Origin of the sequence: Enterocloster aldenensis, from assembly GCF_003434055.1 — a bacterium.
Lineage (GTDB): Bacteria > Bacillota > Clostridia > Lachnospirales > Lachnospiraceae > Enterocloster > Enterocloster aldenensis.
The window spans coordinates 1,101,050-1,116,748 of sequence record NZ_QVEX01000001.1 but is presented as its reverse complement, the minus strand read 5'-3'; the positions used below and the strand labels follow the sequence as shown (position 1 = coordinate 1,116,748).

Below are 15,699 nucleotides of genomic sequence, written 5' to 3'. Positions count from 1 at the left end.
GGTGGGCCTATGATGCAACCTATATTCAGGGTCATATTGGTTATAGTCTCTTTACTGACTATGTCCTTTATGATGAGGAAAATACGCCAGGCAAAGGTACAGATTGAAGCCGCCATGTTCTGGGTGATTGTGGCCCTGATTCTGGTGGTGTTTTCCCTGTTCCCGGGCGTGGCTGACGCATGTGCCAGGCTCCTTGGGATATATTCCACGCCCAATTTCCTGTTCCTGTTCATGATTTTCCTTCTTATGGTCAAGGTTTTCAGCATGACCCTCCAGGTGTCCCAGATGGAGAGCAAACAAAAGGAACTGGTGCAGAAGATTGCCCTGGCCCAGAAGGAAAGGGAGGAACTGGAGCTTAAGATGCAGGTACTTCTTGGGGGCCAAGGGGACGGGGAGGATGAGGATGGCAGATAGGAAAGGTGGAAAGGGCGCGCCGGGCAGGAAAGCTGTGCCGGACAGGAAAGGTATTCTGGTCAGGAGGCATATGCCGGGCAGGAAACAACCGGTGTTATGGATTGGGTGCGGCATTGTACTTCTTATTCTGGCTGCCTGGCATTTCCTGGATGTGCGGGCAGGAGTCCTTAAGACAGGGGACCGGTGGCTTTACGGCTGGTACGCGGCTGTGTGCGTCTGGGCCGGGCTGTGTGCGTCTGGCCTTGGATATGTTATTTTCATCCGGGATAAATGGAAAATCGGGCAGATATCTGCAGCCGCTTCCCTGAGCCTTGGGATCCTGTTCCTGTTCGTCCTTCCGCCGCTGTCCGCGCCGGACGAGGTGAGCCACTATATCAGCGCTTACCAGCTGTCCAGCCATATGATGGGGCAGGCTGCCAATGCAGAGGACGGACATGTGCTGATACGTGTGCAGGATGCGTTTATCGAGGATTTATATGATGTGATGGAAGACGACGGAAGCGGTTACCGCCATATAGAGGGCGGTGAAGGCAGCGGTGTTTCTGTGGACCGGGCAGTGGTTCTTGGACAGGAACTGACAGAGGGGACCTACAGGACCATAAGGGAGCGGGGGCTTAAAAGCGCCGGCGGGGAGGGGACAGCGGTTTCCTGCCAGCCGCCTGTGAGGACAACCCCCCTGGCCTATGTGCCCCAGGCCCTGGGCATCACCATGGCGCGGGTCATGGGTCTTGGAGGCCTGGGGCTTCTCTATATGGGAAGACTGTTCAACCTTCTGTTCTTTACCGCCATGGGATACCTTACCATCCGCAGGATGCCTTTTGGAAAGGAAGTGGCGGCCGGCGTATTCCTGCTTCCCATGACACTGCACCTGGCTTCATCCTTTTCCTATGATGTGATGATCATCTCACTGAGCAGTTATTTTGCCGCGGTCTGCCTGCACCTGGCCTATAAGGCGGAAAAGGTCCGCGTATGGGATGTGGTCCAGCTGGCCCTTGTCATGGGGGTGATGGGGCCGTGTAAGATGGTATACGGGGTCATAGCAGGTTTCTGCCTGTTAATCCCGGTCCGCAAATTTGGGGGATGGGGGAAATGGACCGCGTCCGCCGCGGCTGTGCTGGGCGCTTTTGGCGCAGCCATGCTGCTGGTGAACCGGCAGACCGTGGCCATGTACACAGAGGCGTCGGAGGGCTATATCACCTGGGCGGAGGAAGCAGGATATACATTTGCCCAGCTGCTTCACAGCCCGCTTCTGGTCCTTAAGATGTGCTACAATACCCTGATGTGGCAGGGGGAGAAGCTATATTCCGGTATGCTGGGGGAAGCCCTGGGCAACATGGACGCCGTGCTTAATACCCCATATGTGGTCATACTGGGGATGACCGCCATCCTGCTGATGCTTGCATTCAGGAAACCGGGGGAGGGCATTGTCATGAACATGGGAAGCCGTGTCTGGATATGGTTCCTTTGCCTGCTTTGCCTTGGAGCCCTGATGTTTTCCATGCTGTTGGCCTGGACCCCGGTGACCTCCAATGTGATTAACGGGGTACAGGGAAGATACCTGCTGCCGCTGCTGCCCATGTTTTTACTTACGCTTAAAAATGACAAGGTGGTGCGGACGGATTGCGGGGACAGGCCGCTGTTATATATCATGATGGTGATGGATCTGTATGTTGCCGTCCGGATTTTCAGTATCGTGTGCCTGCGCGTTTCCTAGGTGTGTTTGAAAACTGCTTTCCGTCAGCTGTGCGTCCCACTTTGTGGGAATGAATTTTTAAACAGACCCTGGCATCCGGCCAGGGAAAGTGGACAAGGTATTGCCATACAGTGGATAAAGTGATAAAATTGCCAAATGGATGTGGAAAACCCCGCATGTATCATGGATACCCGTCCTATACGGGTATGACAGGCCAAAGATTTAAGATAAGAGGAGCAGACGATAATGGGAAAGATTAAAGTGACACCCTGTGATATCAAAGGGTTATATGTGATTGAGCCGACCGTGTTTAAGGATGAGAGAGGCTATTTTGTGGAAACCTACAACCAGAATGATTTTAGGGAAGCCGGCCTTAATATGGTATTTGTCCAGGACAACCAGTCCATGTCGGTCAAGGGCGTGTTAAGGGGCCTGCATTTCCAGAAACAGTATCCCCAGGGCAAGCTGGTCCGCGCCGTACGCGGGACCGTGTTCGACGTGGCGGTAGACCTGCGCTCTGATTCCGGGACATATGGAAAATGGTTCGGTGTGGTCCTGTCCGCTGAGAATAAAAAGCAGTTCTATATTCCGGAAGGATTTGCCCATGGTTTCCTGGTGCTCTCGGATCAAGCGGAGTTCGCATACAAATGCACGGACTTCTATCATCCCGGCGATGAAGGCGGCCTTAAGTGGGACGATCCTGAAATCGGGGTTGACTGGCCGGTATCAGAGGGCATGGAACTGATTATCTCGGAAAAGGATAAGAAGTGGGGCGGCCTTAAGGACACATTCAAATTTTAACTGATACAGCGTCTAGAGAAAAGGAAATCATATATGAATTATGTACTGTCTCTTGGTAGGGAGATCATTGAGAAGAGAAAGCTGATATGGGATTTGGGCAAGGCTGATTTCCGGAAACGGTTCGTTGGGTCTTATTTTGGGATTGTATGGATGTTCATCCAGCCCATTGTGACCATTGCCATCTATGCAATCATCTTTGGACCTGCGGGTTTCAGGACGCCTCCGCCAGTGCCGGGGGCTTCCTATGTGGCCTGGCTGGTAGCGGGCATCGTGCCCTGGTTTTTTTACAGCGAGGTGCTGAATACGGTTACCAACTGCCTGCAGGAATATAGTTATCTTGTGAAAAAGGTGGTGTTTAAGGTGGAAATCCTTCCAATCATCAAGCTGATGAGCTGCCTGATGGTTCATGGATTCTTTGTCCTCATCATGCTGGGGCTGTATCTTGTGACCGGGGTTACGGTCAGGGTTACCTGGCTTCAGGCCTTGTACTATACCTTTGCGGCATCCATGCTGGCCCTGGGGATTGGATTCTTTACCTCTGCGGTCAATGTATTCTTCAAGGACATGGCACAGATTGTCTCCATCTGTATCCAGTTCGGAATCTGGATGACACCGATCATGTACCATGAATCCATGTTTACGGACCGCCTCCCCTGGATTGGGACTGTCTTAAAGCTGAACCCCTTTTATTATATTGCGGCAGGCTACAGGGACAGTATGCTGACCGGGAACTGGTTCTGGGAAAGGCCTACCCTGACGCTGTATTACTGGGGGGTTACCACAGTGGTATTCCTGGTGGGACTGAAAATGTTCAAGCGCTTAAGACCGCATTTTTCCGATGTGCTGTAAGGGTGCTGCCTGTGTGTTAAAAAGGCGCGGCCGGTGTGCTGTAAGGGTGCTTTTAATGTACTGCACAGGCGCTGGTGCGGAGTGTGCCTTGGACGGATTGTGGAAAGAAGGCTGGCATTGATATGATACGCAAAGTGGAAATCGGCTGGCGCCGCGGGGATGAGGAAGGGAACATACCGGTGGAGGTGCTGTATTCCAGACGCATCACCCTTGGGCTTGAAATCAAGGCAGACGGGCGCGTGTGTGCCAGGATGCCGCGGGGAATCCCCAGCCAGGCGGTGATGGATTTCATAAAAGAACGCCAGGACTGGATTGTGCAGAAATGGTTCCTCATGGAAGAAAAGCGGCGCATCAGGGAGCAGAGGCCCCTGCCCGACTATGTGGCCCATCCGGAACTGGAGGCAGCTTACAGGAAAAGGGCCAGGACGCAGCTGGAAGCCAGGGCGGCTTATTACGCAGGGCTGATGGGCGTGACCTATAACCGCATTGCCATCCGGGCAGCCAGGACACGGTGGGGCAGCTGCAGCGCCCAGGGGAACCTGAATTTCCATTGGAAACTGATCCTCATGCCGCCGGAGGTACTGGATTATGTGGTGGTCCATGAACTGGCCCACAGGAAAGAGATGAACCACTCTGCCAGGTTCTGGGCAGAGGTGGAGCGGATTCTGCCGGATTATAAGAGGCGCAGGAAATGGCTGAAGGATTATGGGTCCCAGGTGTGAGGATGACGGCGCCAGGGACCTTTCTTTATTTGGCTTCATTTATAGGGGTTATGACAGCGGGAATTACTTCACGGATATATCCCTGCCGGGCGTTGTCCGGTGAGATTGTATAGCCGATCCAGCATATGGCGTCCTCCCGTTTCAGGTATATATCCCCAATCAAAGAATTTGTCCGGACAGAAATGACAGCCATCTGGATTCCCTGGTCCATGGAGGGACAACTTTGGACCCGCTGCATCAAAGCCGGTTTTTTTGAAGGCCTTCCTAAGCAAGCAGGGCAGCTGTTCCCGGTTTCCTGAATTACCCCTTGCCATCTGCCCTTATTAGATGTATGATTGCTTTTAGAAAAGAGTTTATGAAAGTAGGCGGCCCTATTATGAAGATAAATGAAAAAGCAATGGAAAAGAAACGCCAGAACAAGGCAAGGATTGCCAGCCATATCCTTCACAGAAAGCAGGTTTCCAAGCCTGAGCTGGCCATTGAACTGGGTCTGAGCATGCCCACCGTGCTTCAGAATGTGAAGGAACTCCTGGAAGCAGGAATCGTGGAGGAGGTGGGGGAATATGAATCCACAGGAGGGCGCAAGGCCAAGGCGCTGTCTGTTGTGAAGGATGTAAGGTATGCGGCCGGGGTTGATATCACGGCCAACCATGTGGGGTTTGTGATAATAGACCTGAAAGGGGACGCGGTATGCAGCATCAGGGTACGCAGGCGGTTTGAGAACACGGCAGAGTATTATGAAGGCCTGGCAGCGGAATTGGAGCAGTTCCTGGATGCAGGCGGGGTGGACAAAAAGAAAATCCTGGGAGTGGGCATTTCCCTGCCTGGTATCATAGATAAGGAAAACAGCCGTCTGGTACGTTCCCATATCCTTCAGGTCAGCGACATCAACCTGGAGGTCATAAGCAGGCATATCCCATATCCGGTGCATTTTGAAAATGATGCCAACAGCGCTGCAATCGCAGAACTAAAGGGCAGGGACCGGAACGCGGTTTACCTCTCCCTCAGCAACACGGTGGGCGGTTCCATCTATCTGGATAATGATATTTACGGGGGGGACCATTTCCGCAGCGCGGAGTTTGGGCACATGATCATATATCCGGAAGGAAAGCCGTGTTACTGCGGTAAGCGGGGATGTGCGGACCCTTATTGTTCCGCCAGGGTATTGTCCTCCTTTGTGGGGGAGGATGGAGGCCTGGGGGAGTTTTTCCAACTTCTGGTGAATAAGGACCGGGATGCCGCGGCGGTCTGGGACACGTATCTGGAGGACCTGTCCATTGTCATTACCAACCTCAGGATGTGTTTTGACTGCGATATCGTGCTGGGCGGATATGTGGGCGGTTATCTAAGGCCTTATATGTCACAGCTGGGCAGGAAGGTGATGGTTCATAATAAGTTTGATAATGATACCCTTTACATGAAAAACTGCAGCTATGAAAAGGAGGCGTCCGCGGTGGGGATTGCCATGACATTCATGGATGAGTATTTTCGGACAATGATATAGGTCAGATTGAGGATGCGGTTTCTGTTAAGACACAGGAACCGCATCCTTTGCATTATGGGCAATCCGTTTTCCTATGCGGCGGTATGCTTTGTGCAGACTGCACAAAAAAGTAGAGAGAAAATAATCATTTTGATGAAAATGTAGTTTGGTTATTGACAAACCCATTGCCTGGTGCAATAATATAACTACTTTAATAAAACATTTTATAAAAGATTATACAAAAAAGAAAAAGGAGAGATGGGATATGTTACAGCAGGTAATGACAGCACCAGGTAAAATCGGGTTTCATGAGGTTCCGGTACCGGAAATCAGTGAGGGGGAAGTGCTCATAAAGATCATGAAGATAGGAATCTGTGGATCGGACATCCATGTGTACCATGGGGAGCATCCATTTACAAGCTATCCCGTGACCCAGGGACATGAGGTTTCCGGCGAGGTGGTGAAGACGGGGCGGGCAGTGACCGGATTCGTGCCGGGGCAGAAGGTGACAATCCAGCCTCAGGTGGTGTGCGGCCAATGCTACCCGTGCCGCCACGGCAAATACAATCTGTGCGAGGATCTGAAGGTGATGGGTTTTCAGACCACAGGCGCTGCATCCCACTATTTTGCCGTGGATGCCGCAAAGGTTACCCTGCTTCCGCAGGACATGGGACATGATGAGGGGGCCATGATTGAACCGCTGGCAGTTGCGGTCCATGCCGTGAAGCAGGCAGGGGATGTGGCGGGAGCAAGGATTGCAGTGCTGGGAGCAGGCCCCATCGGGATATTGGTGGCCCAGGCAGCAAAGGGTCTGGGTGCGCGGCAGGTGATGATTACGGATGTCAGCGCCCTGCGTCTTGAGAAAGCAAAGGAGTGCGGCGTGGACTTCTGTGTGGATACCAGGGAAAAGGACTTTGGGGAGGCCATGACAGAAAGCTTTGGGCCGGATAAAGCAGACCTCATCTATGACTGCGCAGGCAACAACATTACCATGGGCCAGGCAGTCAGGTATGCGCGCAAGGGAAGTACCATCATATTGGTGGCTGTGTTCGCTGGCCTGGGGCAGATTGACCTGGCCGTGCTTAACGACCATGAGCTGGACCTTAAGACCAGTATGATGTACCGCAACCAGGATTATCTGGATGCAATCCGTCTTGTGGATGAGAAAAAGGTGGTCCTGTCCCCTCTTATCTCCAGGCACTTTGCATTCAGGGACTATCTGAAGGCATACCAGTACATAGATGAGAACAGGGAAAGCACCATGAAGGTAATTATCAATGTCCAGGAATAGATAGAAGGAGATACGGGGATATGACAGATATGGCTTTAAGATGTAGGATGAGAGGGGATACAGGTGCCGGTTTGAATGCAGGCACTGACGTAAAGGTTCCGCTGATTAGCAAGGTTGCCTATGGGATGGGGGATGTGGGCTGCAACTTCAGCTGGATGTTTGTGGGTAATTTCCTGATGATTTTTTATACCGATGTATTTGGGATCAGTATGGGGGCCGTGGCCGGGCTGATGCTTTTCTCACGGTTCTGGGACGCTGTCAATGACCCCATCATCGGGAGCCTGACCGACCGGACCCATACCAGATGGGGAAGATACAGGCCGTGGCTTCTGGCGGCCGCGCCCCTGACAGCCATTGTCCTTATATTGACCTTCTGGGCCCATCCTGGTTGGAACAGCACGGCCAAGATTGTTTACATGACCGTGACATACTGTATCCTGGTTTTGGGATATACATGCGTCAACATCCCATACGGGACCCTGTGCGGGGCCATGACCCAGAACATAGAGGAGCGTGCGCAGATTAATACCTTCCGGTCAGTGGCAGCCATGATTGCCATTGGAATCATCAATATCATAACCGTGCCATTGATTGAAACGCTGGGCGCGGGCAGCGACAGAAGGGGATATCTCCTGATAGCCGTTATTTACGGAGGCATCTTTGCCCTGTGCCACATGTTCTGTTTTGCAAAGACAAAGGAAGTGGTGGCCATACCTGAGCATAAGAAGATTTCCCTGAAGGAACAGTTTGCGGCCGTATCCCAGAACCGTCCCTATATCCTTGCCCTGGCAGGCCAGCTGCTGTTCGGGTTCACACTGTATGGGAGGAATGCGGATGCACTGTATTATTTCACCTATGTGGAGGGCAGCAAGGCGTTCTTTAGCGTATATTCCATGTGTATCATAATCCCTTCCATTATCGGGGCAGCCTGTTTTCCATTGCTGTTTTGCTGGACCAACAACAAGGGAAGGGCGGCATCCATTTTTGCATTCCTGACCGGCATTTCCATGATGGGGCTGGGGCTGTTTACGGCAAAGGATTCCCCCATCCTGTTTTACGGGGTATCGGCATTGACCCAGTTCTTCTTTTCCGGGTTTAATACAGCCATCTATGCAATCATCCCGGACTGTGTGGAATATGGGGAGTGGAAGACCGGGCTGAGGAATGATGGGTTCCAGTATGCCTTTATTTCCCTTGGCAACAAGATGGGAATGGCTCTTGGCACCTCGCTTCTGGCCATGGTTCTGGGCATGTGCGGATATGTGGCCGGAGGACGGCAGAATCCCGCCGTGCTGGCAGTAATCAAGCATTCATTTACCACCATACCGGGCATGTTCTGGATCATCACCGGTATCGTGCTTTTCTACTACCGTCTGAACCGCAGGCGTTACAATGAAATCATGAAGGAAATGTATACAGGAGGTGCCTGACTGTCATGGAAAACCAGAAGAAATATGATGTAACCGCCCTGGGGGAGCTTTTAATTGATTTCACGCCTGCCGGGACCAGTGCCCAGGGCAGCCCCATCCTGGAGCAGAATCCGGGAGGCGCGCCCTGCAATGTCCTGGCCATGCTGGCAAGATACAAAAGGACCACAGGATTCATTGGCAAGATTGGAAATGATATCCATGGAAGGTTTTTGAGTAAGGCTGTCCGGGACGCGGGAATCAGTAGCCAGGGACTTGTGATGTCAGATGAGGTGCACACAACCCTTGCGTTTGTCAGCATTGACGGGGCAGGCGACAGGAACTTTTCTTTTTACCGGAATCCAGGCGCTGATATGGCCCTGACAGAGGATGAGGTGGATCTGGATATGATACGCAGTTCCAGGATATTCCACTTCGGCACCTTGTCCATGACCCATGAAGCGGTAAGGAAGGCTACCAAAAGGGCAATTGCATGTGCAAAGGAGTGCGGATGCCTGATTTCCTTTGACCCTAATCTGCGGCCTCCCTTATGGGAGGACATGGAGGAGGCCAGAAAGCAGATGCTCCATGGCGCATCCCTGTGCCATGTACTGAAAATCGGGGATGAGGAGCTGCGGTTCATGACCCGGATAGAGGATGAAAAACAGGCAGTGGGGCATCTGCAGGCCGTTTATGGGATACCGCTGATCCTTGTGACGGCAGGAGCTGACGGGAGTACGGCATACTGGGGAGAGGAGTTCCTGAAAGCAGAAGCCTTCCGCACGGACAGGACCATTGATACCACTGGGGCCGGGGATACCTTTTGCGGATGCTGCCTGAATTATCTGCTGGACCATCCGGTGGATTCCCTGGACCGGGAAGGCGTAAGGGAAATGCTGACAATGGCTTCGGCAGCAGCCTCCATCGTGACCACCAGGAAAGGGGCGCTTAGGTCCATGCCGGATCCGGAGGAGATTGAGGCAGTGGCGGGCACATCCCATGCCATGTTGGGAAGGAATGTACTGTGAATATTAAGTTCCTGGTAATGGAATATTCAGCAAATAATAAGATATAAAGGCGTCCGGTCTGTTATAATCAGTGTATTCCATAAAGTGGTTATAATGGGAGGAGGGTCTTTATGAGAAAAGGTTACAGGTATTATGGAGCTGTATGGATGAGCGCATTCTGTCTGGTATGCCTGTCCGGCTGCGGACAGCGGACAGCGGTGGCAGGAAATCCCGGAATTGGAACCGGAATCAACAGCAGCGTGGCAGCAGACGGCGGATCAGAGGCAGGGAATGGCAGGGATACAGGTGCTGGCGGATCAGAGGCGGGTGCTGACAGGAATACAGGTGATGCCGGATTAAAGCCGGGGCAGGCACCTGCGGATACCGCAGTTCTGTCCGGTGATGCCAGGACGGAACGTTTTGAAATCCTGGATGCGGATGATGACGGCATGCTGGTCTGCGGCGCGGGCTCCAATGGCATGAGCGGCCTGTTCCGGGTTGGACATGGTTCTGTCCTGGAAGACGCAGATGGAAAATCCGTCCGGATATCGGAACTGAAATCCGGCATGATAGTGGAACTGAGCTGGGAGGGATATGTACTGGAAAGCTATCCGGGACAGTTCAGCTATCAAAAACTCAGGATAACACAAGAAAAGGGAAGCAGGGAGTTGGAGTTTTATAAACAGCTGATAAAGGATCTGGCTGAAGTGGACCCGGGGCTGAATGACGGGATTACCCAAAGCTATTTTGACCTTTCCATGGTGGATTCCCTGTCTGATGCGGAGAAAGAAGGCCTGGCGTATATGGGAGGAACCTGCTTTGGCACCTGGGGCGAACTTGCCACGGAGAAGGATCTGGTGGAGAGCGGGGCCCTTGACCCCCAAAAGGGGCTGGAATACGGAATCCTGGTCACCATAGAGGAAACATCCAACAGCGGCAGCCGGCTGACCTGCAGCGCAAGAAAATACAGGAGCGGAACCGGGGCATACTATTTTTCAGATGTAACAGCCACCTATAAGGATGGGGGCTGGACCTATAAGGTTGGCGCTGAGATGATAAGCTGATATAAACGGGTGTGACTGAGGCGATGAGGATGGGAAGCTTACGGAACGCTGACAGGAAGCGGATGGGAAGGCTGGCCCGGAATACATACGGACAAACAAAGGAGAGGAAGCATGAACCTAAGACAGATCCATCATGTTGCAATCATTGTATCAGATTATAAAAAGTCAAGGAAATTCTATGTTGAGACGCTGGGATTTCAGATAATAAGAGAAAACTACAGGCCTTCCAGAGGGGATTACAAACTGGACCTTAAGCTGGAGGGATGTGAACTGGAACTGTTTTCAGCCAGCGGCAATCCGCCCAGGCCAAGTTATCCCGAAGCCTGCGGCCTGAGACATCTGGCGTTCAGGGTGGATGATGTGGATGCCGCCATCGCGGAGCTGAGGGAAAAGGGCATTGAGACAGAGCCTGTGCGGGTGGATGAATTTACAGGCAAGCGGATGACCTTTTTCCAGGACCCGGACGGCCTGCCGTTGGAACTGCATGAGTAAAAGGCACCGGGATGCTGGTATCATGCGTCACGGCATGGCACCGATGTCCCGGGCCATTCATGGTAAAAGGCAGTAAACAGGTTCCACACCGGCAGCAGGTACAGGTAAAATGCATACAGCATACACACCATAGGCGCTCCAATGGTTGCCACAGGGACAGCGCCCGCGATTCCCCATGGAATCAGGGGCGCAAGGACAATCACTGTATTCTCAAGGGCCAGGGCCAGGTCCTCCCTGCTGGGATATAATGTGTCGCACATCTGGCAGGTGAGGATGGCAGCCAGGCTCTGGTTGCAGCTTACGGCGCAGGAGAGCACGGAGGTCAGGACCACGGTGCCAAAGGGGGTGAGTATCCTGGCAGAGCGCAGGAGCGCTGTCTTGACACCGGCCAGCAGGCGGGTGTGTGAGAAGATGCCGGAGTAGGAAGAGGATATCAGTACAATGATTCCCACCTTTACCATGGAGGCGATTCCTCCGCCATTTAAGAGGGAGGCCAGACGGGTCCCTTGGCCTGCGTGATAACCGGTCCAAAGGCTCCTTAATAACTCCAAAGGGGCGGCTTTCTGCCATACAAGGGCGACCACGGCTGCCGCGGCAATGCTGGCGCCCATGGCGTATTTTACATCCACATGAAGAAGGGCCAGAAGGAGGATGATAAGCGCGGGCACCGCGGCTGCCGGGTGCAGGGAGAAGTTGTCCCGGAACAGGGACATTAGGCTTAAGTCCACCCTGGCGCCGCCGTCACGGCCGGCCAGCACCACATACAGGACACAGCTGGCTGCCATGGGAACCAGGCAGGTCCTGAACATGTGCCTTATATTGATATAGATATCGGTCCTGGTCAGGGTGCAGACCAGCTGGGCGCTGGTGGACATGGGGGAGCAGCGGTCCCCGAAAAAACTGCCGGAGAGGATGGCTCCGCCTGTAAGGGCGGGATTCAGGCCCGCTGCATTGGATATGAGCATACAGATGACCCCCATGGTGCTGGCAGTCCCAAAGGAGGTGCCTGTCAGGAAGGACATCAGGGAACACAGCAGGAATGTGCACAGCACAAAATAGCGCGGATTGATGAGCCCCATGGCATGATATAGGATGAATGGTATGGTTCCGCAGGTACGCCATATGGATGTAAGGGAACCAATCAGCAGGAAAATGAAAAGGATATTCTTCACCTTTCCCATTCCCTCAATGAGCATGCCGCAGGTCTCCCTGACAGAATACCCTTTTAATAAGGTGTAGACAGAAAAGCAGGCCAGACCGAACACAAGGGCGTAAAGAATCGGTACGCCTGTAAAAATGCACAGGCCAAGCCCTGTGAGAAAAAGTCCAAGAGTGATGATTTCCCCTATCATAAAAAATCCCCCGTATATTTATAGGATGTGCCGGAATCCGGATCAGTACCCTGACCAGGAACCGCCCAAAGCCGCAATAAGTCCCGCAGCCGCCTTACAGCTGTGGGACTTAATTGATTTTATAGCGGAAATGGGTTAAAGTCAATGAGACATTTTAAAGGACCCTCATAACCAGCTGACAGGCGGTCTCGGCCGCGCCGGACAGGACCATGACAAGAATCGGACTCATCCGGAACCGGACCAGTAAAACCACTGCGCCTGCAAAGATACAGACGGAACGCAGGTTCAGGGCGCTTAAGTTGGGGGAGAAACCTTCCAGGCCCCAGAATGCCGTGACCAGGATGCTGACGCCTGCGGCGCCTATCATGGCAACCACAGCCGGGCGCAGGGATTTCAGCACGCCCTGGATGATGCTTAAATCCCGGTATTTTAAGTAAATCCGTGCAAGCAGGGTTACCAGTATGCAGGACGGAAGCACACATCCCACCGTGGCGGCCAGGGCGCCGGGCGCTCCGGCAATGCGGGTGCCTACAAATGTGGCTGAATTAATGGCAATAGGCCCGGGGGTCATCTGGGATATGGTGACCAGGTCGGTAAACTCGGAAAGGTTTAGCCAGTGGTGCAGGTCCACCACCTGATTCTGGATTAATGGCATGGCTGCGTATCCGCCTCCAAAGCTGAAGGCGCCAATCTGGAGAAAGCTTAAAAACAGCTGTAAATATATCATGATGCCCGCTCTCCTTTCTTCCTTGCCTTTTCACTGCGCATGGTCCGCACCACTCCGATCAGGGCGCATATAAGGATGATGAGGATTACATTAACCCTGAAAACATAATTGGCAGCAAAGGCAGCAACCATGATGCATACGGATATCCACTGCCTGGCTTTTACAATCGTGCCGCCCATCTCCCATACCACCTGGGCAATGACAGCGCCCACTCCGGCCTGCATTCCATTTAACATCCATCCAACCACCAGGTTGGAGCGGAAGGCAGCGTAAAACAGTGAGATGACAGAGAGGATTACAAAAGGCGGGATTACCGTGGCCAGTACGGATGTGAGGACCCCGGCCATTCCGGCCAGTTTGTAGCCCACCACAATTGCGCCGTTAACAGCAATTGCGCCTGGAGAGGACTGGGCGATTGCCACCAGGTCCAGCATTTCCTGTTCATCAATCCAGTGATACTCATCCACAAACTTTTTTTTCATCAGGGTGACGATGACATATCCGCCGCCAAAGGTAAATGTACTGAGATACAAGGTGGATATGAATAGTTTACATAATAAAGCCCGGCCACTGCCGGACCCAGTGTCCTGCTTGGCTTTGACATTAACAACCATGGAAACAACTTCCTTTCTGGGAGAGTGTGGAAGGAAAACGGAAACGCGTATGTTCCTTCCTGTTCCCTCCTACTATACAGCTTGCAAATACATATGTAAAATACTATAATTAAATAATAACTATAATTAAAATATTATAAATAAAAGACAGAAGCATTTTTCAGAGGAGGATTCCATGACACTGCGCCATTTAAGGATATTTGTTGCCGTGTGTGAAACGGGCAGCATGACAGCGGCAGCATCCCAGCTGTTTATTGCCCAGCCCTCCATCAGCCTGGCGGTTTCGGAGATGGAGGAATATTATGGTGTAAAGCTGTTTGACCGGATTTCACGCAAACTCTATCTGACGGAGAACGGACGGAGGGCCCTGCAGTATGCAAGGCATATCATTGATCTGCTGGATGAGATGGAGCAGGGGGTTAAGGATCTTGACACAGTGGGACAGCTGCGGGTGGGGACCAGCATTACCATTGGCACGTATCTGCTCCCGCATTATGTACGCCAGCTGAAAGAACGGTATCCATCTGTTAAAGTAGAGGCATTTATAGGAAATTCAGGCTGTATTGAACAGAGGATCCTGGATAATGAGATTGATATCGGGATTATAGAAGGGGTGGCCCACAGCAGTTATATCTGCAGTGAAAGCTTTCCGGGGGACCGGCTTGCCTTTATCTGCGCCGCGGACCACATATTTGCCGGTAAGACTTTAAAGGAACTGGGAGAGATAAAGGACCAGGATTTCATACTGAGGGAAAAGGGAAGTGCGGGCAGGGAGATTTTTGACGGCCTGGCGGCATCCCAGGAGCTGGCCATCACCCCCATATGGCAGAGCGCCAGCAACCAGGCCATCATCCACGGTGTAAAAGAAGGGCTGGGAATATCCATCCTTCCCTATTTCCTGGTGCAGGAAAGCCTGGAGCGGGGGGAGACGGCTGAGTTTAAGATAAAGGGACTGACCCTGAACCGGAAGTTCTCGGTCATTTATCACAGGAATAAATTCCTTCCCAAAAGCGCAATGGCCCTGATGGATCTGTGCAAAGGAAATGCATGAAGCAGCAAAGAAGGAGCGGACAGCGGGTCAGCTTAAAAGCCCACGCAGCCCCTGGCTGTCCTTTATGGTGACGGTACCCCTCCCAAGAGACACCAATCCTTCCTTTTCAAAGTATTTAAGCATCCTGGAGACCACTTCCCTGGCAGTGCCCAGGTTCTTGGCAATCTGTTCATGGGTGGTGGAAATGGTGCTGCTGTGTGATTTGACCTGTTCATCCGCCAGATACGCGGCCAGCCGTTTGTCAAAGCTGGAGAACAGAAGCTGCCCCATGGACCACATGACATCGGAGAAACGTTCCGCTGTCTGTCGGTAGATATAGTTTTCCGCGTGGATATTCTTCTCCATCAGCCTGTGGATACAGGCCGCGGTTGTGATGAGAAGCGTGGATCCTTCTATGGATTCTATGAATATATCAAACGTGATTTCCTGCATCATGCAGGAAGCGGACAAGGTGCACACCTCTTCCGGCCCCAGCCGGAACAGGGTGACCTCCCGTCCTTCCTCGGATTGTATATAGGTACGTATCTGGCCTGCCAGTACCAGGATGACCCCAAGGCATTCCTCGGTTCGGCTGTGTATGAAGCTGCCGGGGGAATAGCGGCGTATATGGGAGCAGGATATGAGGTCGGCTTTCTGGCTTTGGTCAAGATAATCCCAGAAGGGATAATTGTCCTCTAAAGTTTTGGCAATATCATAGGAATCATTACTCATGGCAGATGTTACTCCTTTTGCT

17 protein-coding genes are annotated in these 15,699 nt (G+C 52.5%); 12 read left to right on the top strand and 5 right to left on the bottom strand.

Going from position 1 to position 15,699, the window contains the following annotated elements:
- Window positions 1–9 precede the first annotated feature (9 nt).
- The 5 genes from DWX59_RS05250 (at window position 10) to DWX59_RS05230 (ending at window position 4,479) form a co-directional block, all read left to right on the top strand.
- The gene (locus DWX59_RS05250) at window positions 10–414 is read left to right on the top strand and encodes a DUF2304 domain-containing protein (protein ID WP_117556717.1); all 405 of its coding nucleotides are present in this window, start codon (window positions 10–12) and stop codon (window positions 412–414) included.
- A complete protein-coding gene (locus DWX59_RS05245) occupies window positions 404–2,128 on the top strand; it encodes a DUF2142 domain-containing protein (protein WP_117556715.1) in 1,725 nt (574 codons plus the stop codon). The genes DWX59_RS05250 and DWX59_RS05245 overlap by 11 nt, the downstream gene beginning before the upstream one ends.
- 225 nt (window positions 2,129–2,353) lie before the next feature.
- A complete protein-coding gene (gene rfbC / locus DWX59_RS05240) occupies window positions 2,354–2,908 on the top strand; it encodes a dTDP-4-dehydrorhamnose 3,5-epimerase (protein ID WP_117556713.1) in 555 nt (184 codons plus the stop codon).
- Window positions 2,909–2,941: 33 nt separating this feature from the next.
- Complete coding sequence (locus tag DWX59_RS05235) at window positions 2,942–3,757, top strand: ABC transporter permease (RefSeq protein WP_117556711.1); 816 nt, start codon at window positions 2,942–2,944, stop codon at window positions 3,755–3,757.
- A 122-nt stretch (window positions 3,758–3,879) separates the two neighbouring features.
- Complete coding sequence (locus DWX59_RS05230; RefSeq protein WP_117556709.1) at window positions 3,880–4,479, top strand: M48 family metallopeptidase; 600 nt, start codon at window positions 3,880–3,882, stop codon at window positions 4,477–4,479.
- 25 nt (window positions 4,480–4,504) lie between these two features.
- Here the strand turns inward: DWX59_RS05230 and DWX59_RS28525 are convergent, their stop codons facing one another.
- Complete coding sequence (locus tag DWX59_RS28525; protein ID WP_147325759.1) at window positions 4,505–4,690, bottom strand: GNAT family N-acetyltransferase; 186 nt, start codon at window positions 4,688–4,690, stop codon at window positions 4,505–4,507.
- Window positions 4,691–4,855: 165 nt separating this feature from the next.
- Between DWX59_RS28525 and DWX59_RS05225 the strand changes: the two genes are divergently transcribed.
- The 6 genes from DWX59_RS05225 to gloA2 all read left to right on the top strand — a co-directional run bounded on the left by DWX59_RS05225 (window position 4,856) and on the right by gloA2 (window position 11,222).
- On the top strand, window positions 4,856–5,983 hold the full coding sequence (locus DWX59_RS05225) for an ROK family transcriptional regulator (RefSeq protein WP_117556707.1): 1,128 nt from the start codon (window positions 4,856–4,858) through the stop codon (window positions 5,981–5,983).
- 244 nt (window positions 5,984–6,227) lie between these two features.
- Window positions 6,228–7,253: a zinc-dependent alcohol dehydrogenase gene (locus DWX59_RS05220; protein ID WP_117556706.1), complete on the top strand. Its 1,026-nt coding sequence runs from the start codon at window positions 6,228–6,230 to the stop codon at window positions 7,251–7,253.
- Between the two features lie 47 nt (window positions 7,254–7,300).
- Window positions 7,301–8,683 carry an MFS transporter gene (locus DWX59_RS05215; protein ID WP_117557274.1) on the top strand — a complete coding sequence of 461 codons (1,383 nt, stop codon included), beginning with the start codon at window positions 7,301–7,303 and terminating at the stop codon, window positions 8,681–8,683.
- A 5-nt stretch (window positions 8,684–8,688) separates the two neighbouring features.
- Entirely contained in the window at window positions 8,689–9,687 is a 999-nt protein-coding gene (locus tag DWX59_RS05210) for a carbohydrate kinase family protein (protein ID WP_117556704.1), read from the top strand.
- 110 nt (window positions 9,688–9,797) lie between these two features.
- Window positions 9,798–10,730, top strand: coding sequence for a hypothetical protein (locus tag DWX59_RS05205; RefSeq protein WP_117556702.1), 933 nt, complete (start codon window positions 9,798–9,800; stop codon window positions 10,728–10,730).
- Window positions 10,731–10,841: 111 nt separating this feature from the next.
- Window positions 10,842–11,222: an SMU1112c/YaeR family gloxylase I-like metalloprotein gene (gene gloA2, locus DWX59_RS05200; RefSeq protein ID WP_117556700.1), complete on the top strand. Its 381-nt coding sequence runs from the start codon at window positions 10,842–10,844 to the stop codon at window positions 11,220–11,222.
- Window positions 11,223–11,242: 20 nt separating this feature from the next.
- Here the strand turns inward: gloA2 and DWX59_RS05195 are convergent, their stop codons facing one another.
- From DWX59_RS05195 to DWX59_RS05185, 3 genes are all read right to left on the bottom strand, one after another.
- Window positions 11,243–12,574, bottom strand: coding sequence for a Na+/H+ antiporter NhaC family protein (locus DWX59_RS05195; protein WP_117556698.1), 1,332 nt, complete (start codon window positions 12,572–12,574; stop codon window positions 11,243–11,245).
- 154 nt (window positions 12,575–12,728) lie between these two features.
- Window positions 12,729–13,301: a chromate transporter gene (locus DWX59_RS05190; protein WP_117556697.1), complete on the bottom strand. Its 573-nt coding sequence runs from the start codon at window positions 13,299–13,301 to the stop codon at window positions 12,729–12,731.
- Window positions 13,298–13,915, bottom strand: coding sequence for a chromate transporter (locus DWX59_RS05185; RefSeq protein ID WP_117556695.1), 618 nt, complete (start codon window positions 13,913–13,915; stop codon window positions 13,298–13,300). Before DWX59_RS05185 ends, DWX59_RS05190 begins: the two co-directional genes overlap by 4 nt.
- 175 nt (window positions 13,916–14,090) lie before the next feature.
- On the opposite strand from DWX59_RS05185, the gene DWX59_RS05180 reads away from it, so the two are divergent.
- Window positions 14,091–14,966 carry a LysR family transcriptional regulator gene (locus DWX59_RS05180; protein ID WP_117556693.1) on the top strand — a complete coding sequence of 292 codons (876 nt, stop codon included), beginning with the start codon at window positions 14,091–14,093 and terminating at the stop codon, window positions 14,964–14,966.
- 27 nt (window positions 14,967–14,993) lie between these two features.
- Here the strand turns inward: DWX59_RS05180 and DWX59_RS05175 are convergent, their stop codons facing one another.
- Entirely contained in the window at window positions 14,994–15,677 is a 684-nt protein-coding gene (locus tag DWX59_RS05175; RefSeq protein WP_117556691.1) for a Crp/Fnr family transcriptional regulator, read from the bottom strand.
- Window positions 15,678–15,699: the final 22 nt, after the last annotated feature.

Excerpts from the sequence above, each read along its gene's own strand:
- DWX59_RS05250 (WP_117556717.1), top strand. The coding sequence starts at position 10 with ATGATGCAACCTATATTCAGGGTCATATTGGTTATAGTCTCTTTACTG.
- DWX59_RS05245 (WP_117556715.1), top strand. The coding sequence starts at position 404 with ATGGCAGATAGGAAAGGTGGAAAGGGCGCGCCGGGCAGGAAAGCTGTG.
- rfbC (WP_117556713.1), top strand. The coding sequence starts at position 2,354 with ATGGGAAAGATTAAAGTGACACCCTGTGATATCAAAGGGTTATATGTG.
- DWX59_RS05235 (WP_117556711.1), top strand. The coding sequence starts at position 2,942 with ATGAATTATGTACTGTCTCTTGGTAGGGAGATCATTGAGAAGAGAAAG.
- DWX59_RS05230 (WP_117556709.1), top strand. The coding sequence starts at position 3,880 with ATGATACGCAAAGTGGAAATCGGCTGGCGCCGCGGGGATGAGGAAGGG.
- DWX59_RS28525 (WP_147325759.1), bottom strand. The coding sequence starts at position 4,690 with ATGGACCAGGGAATCCAGATGGCTGTCATTTCTGTCCGGACAAATTCT.
- DWX59_RS05225 (WP_117556707.1), top strand. The coding sequence starts at position 4,856 with ATGAAGATAAATGAAAAAGCAATGGAAAAGAAACGCCAGAACAAGGCA.
- DWX59_RS05220 (WP_117556706.1), top strand. The coding sequence starts at position 6,228 with ATGTTACAGCAGGTAATGACAGCACCAGGTAAAATCGGGTTTCATGAG.
- DWX59_RS05215 (WP_117557274.1), top strand. The coding sequence starts at position 7,301 with ATGAGAGGGGATACAGGTGCCGGTTTGAATGCAGGCACTGACGTAAAG.
- DWX59_RS05210 (WP_117556704.1), top strand. The coding sequence starts at position 8,689 with ATGGAAAACCAGAAGAAATATGATGTAACCGCCCTGGGGGAGCTTTTA.
- DWX59_RS05205 (WP_117556702.1), top strand. The coding sequence starts at position 9,798 with ATGAGAAAAGGTTACAGGTATTATGGAGCTGTATGGATGAGCGCATTC.
- gloA2 (WP_117556700.1), top strand. The coding sequence starts at position 10,842 with ATGAACCTAAGACAGATCCATCATGTTGCAATCATTGTATCAGATTAT.
- DWX59_RS05195 (WP_117556698.1), bottom strand. The coding sequence starts at position 12,574 with ATGATAGGGGAAATCATCACTCTTGGACTTTTTCTCACAGGGCTTGGC.
- DWX59_RS05190 (WP_117556697.1), bottom strand. The coding sequence starts at position 13,301 with ATGATATATTTACAGCTGTTTTTAAGCTTTCTCCAGATTGGCGCCTTC.
- DWX59_RS05185 (WP_117556695.1), bottom strand. The coding sequence starts at position 13,915 with ATGGTTGTTAATGTCAAAGCCAAGCAGGACACTGGGTCCGGCAGTGGC.
- DWX59_RS05180 (WP_117556693.1), top strand. The coding sequence starts at position 14,091 with ATGACACTGCGCCATTTAAGGATATTTGTTGCCGTGTGTGAAACGGGC.
- DWX59_RS05175 (WP_117556691.1), bottom strand. The coding sequence starts at position 15,677 with ATGAGTAATGATTCCTATGATATTGCCAAAACTTTAGAGGACAATTAT.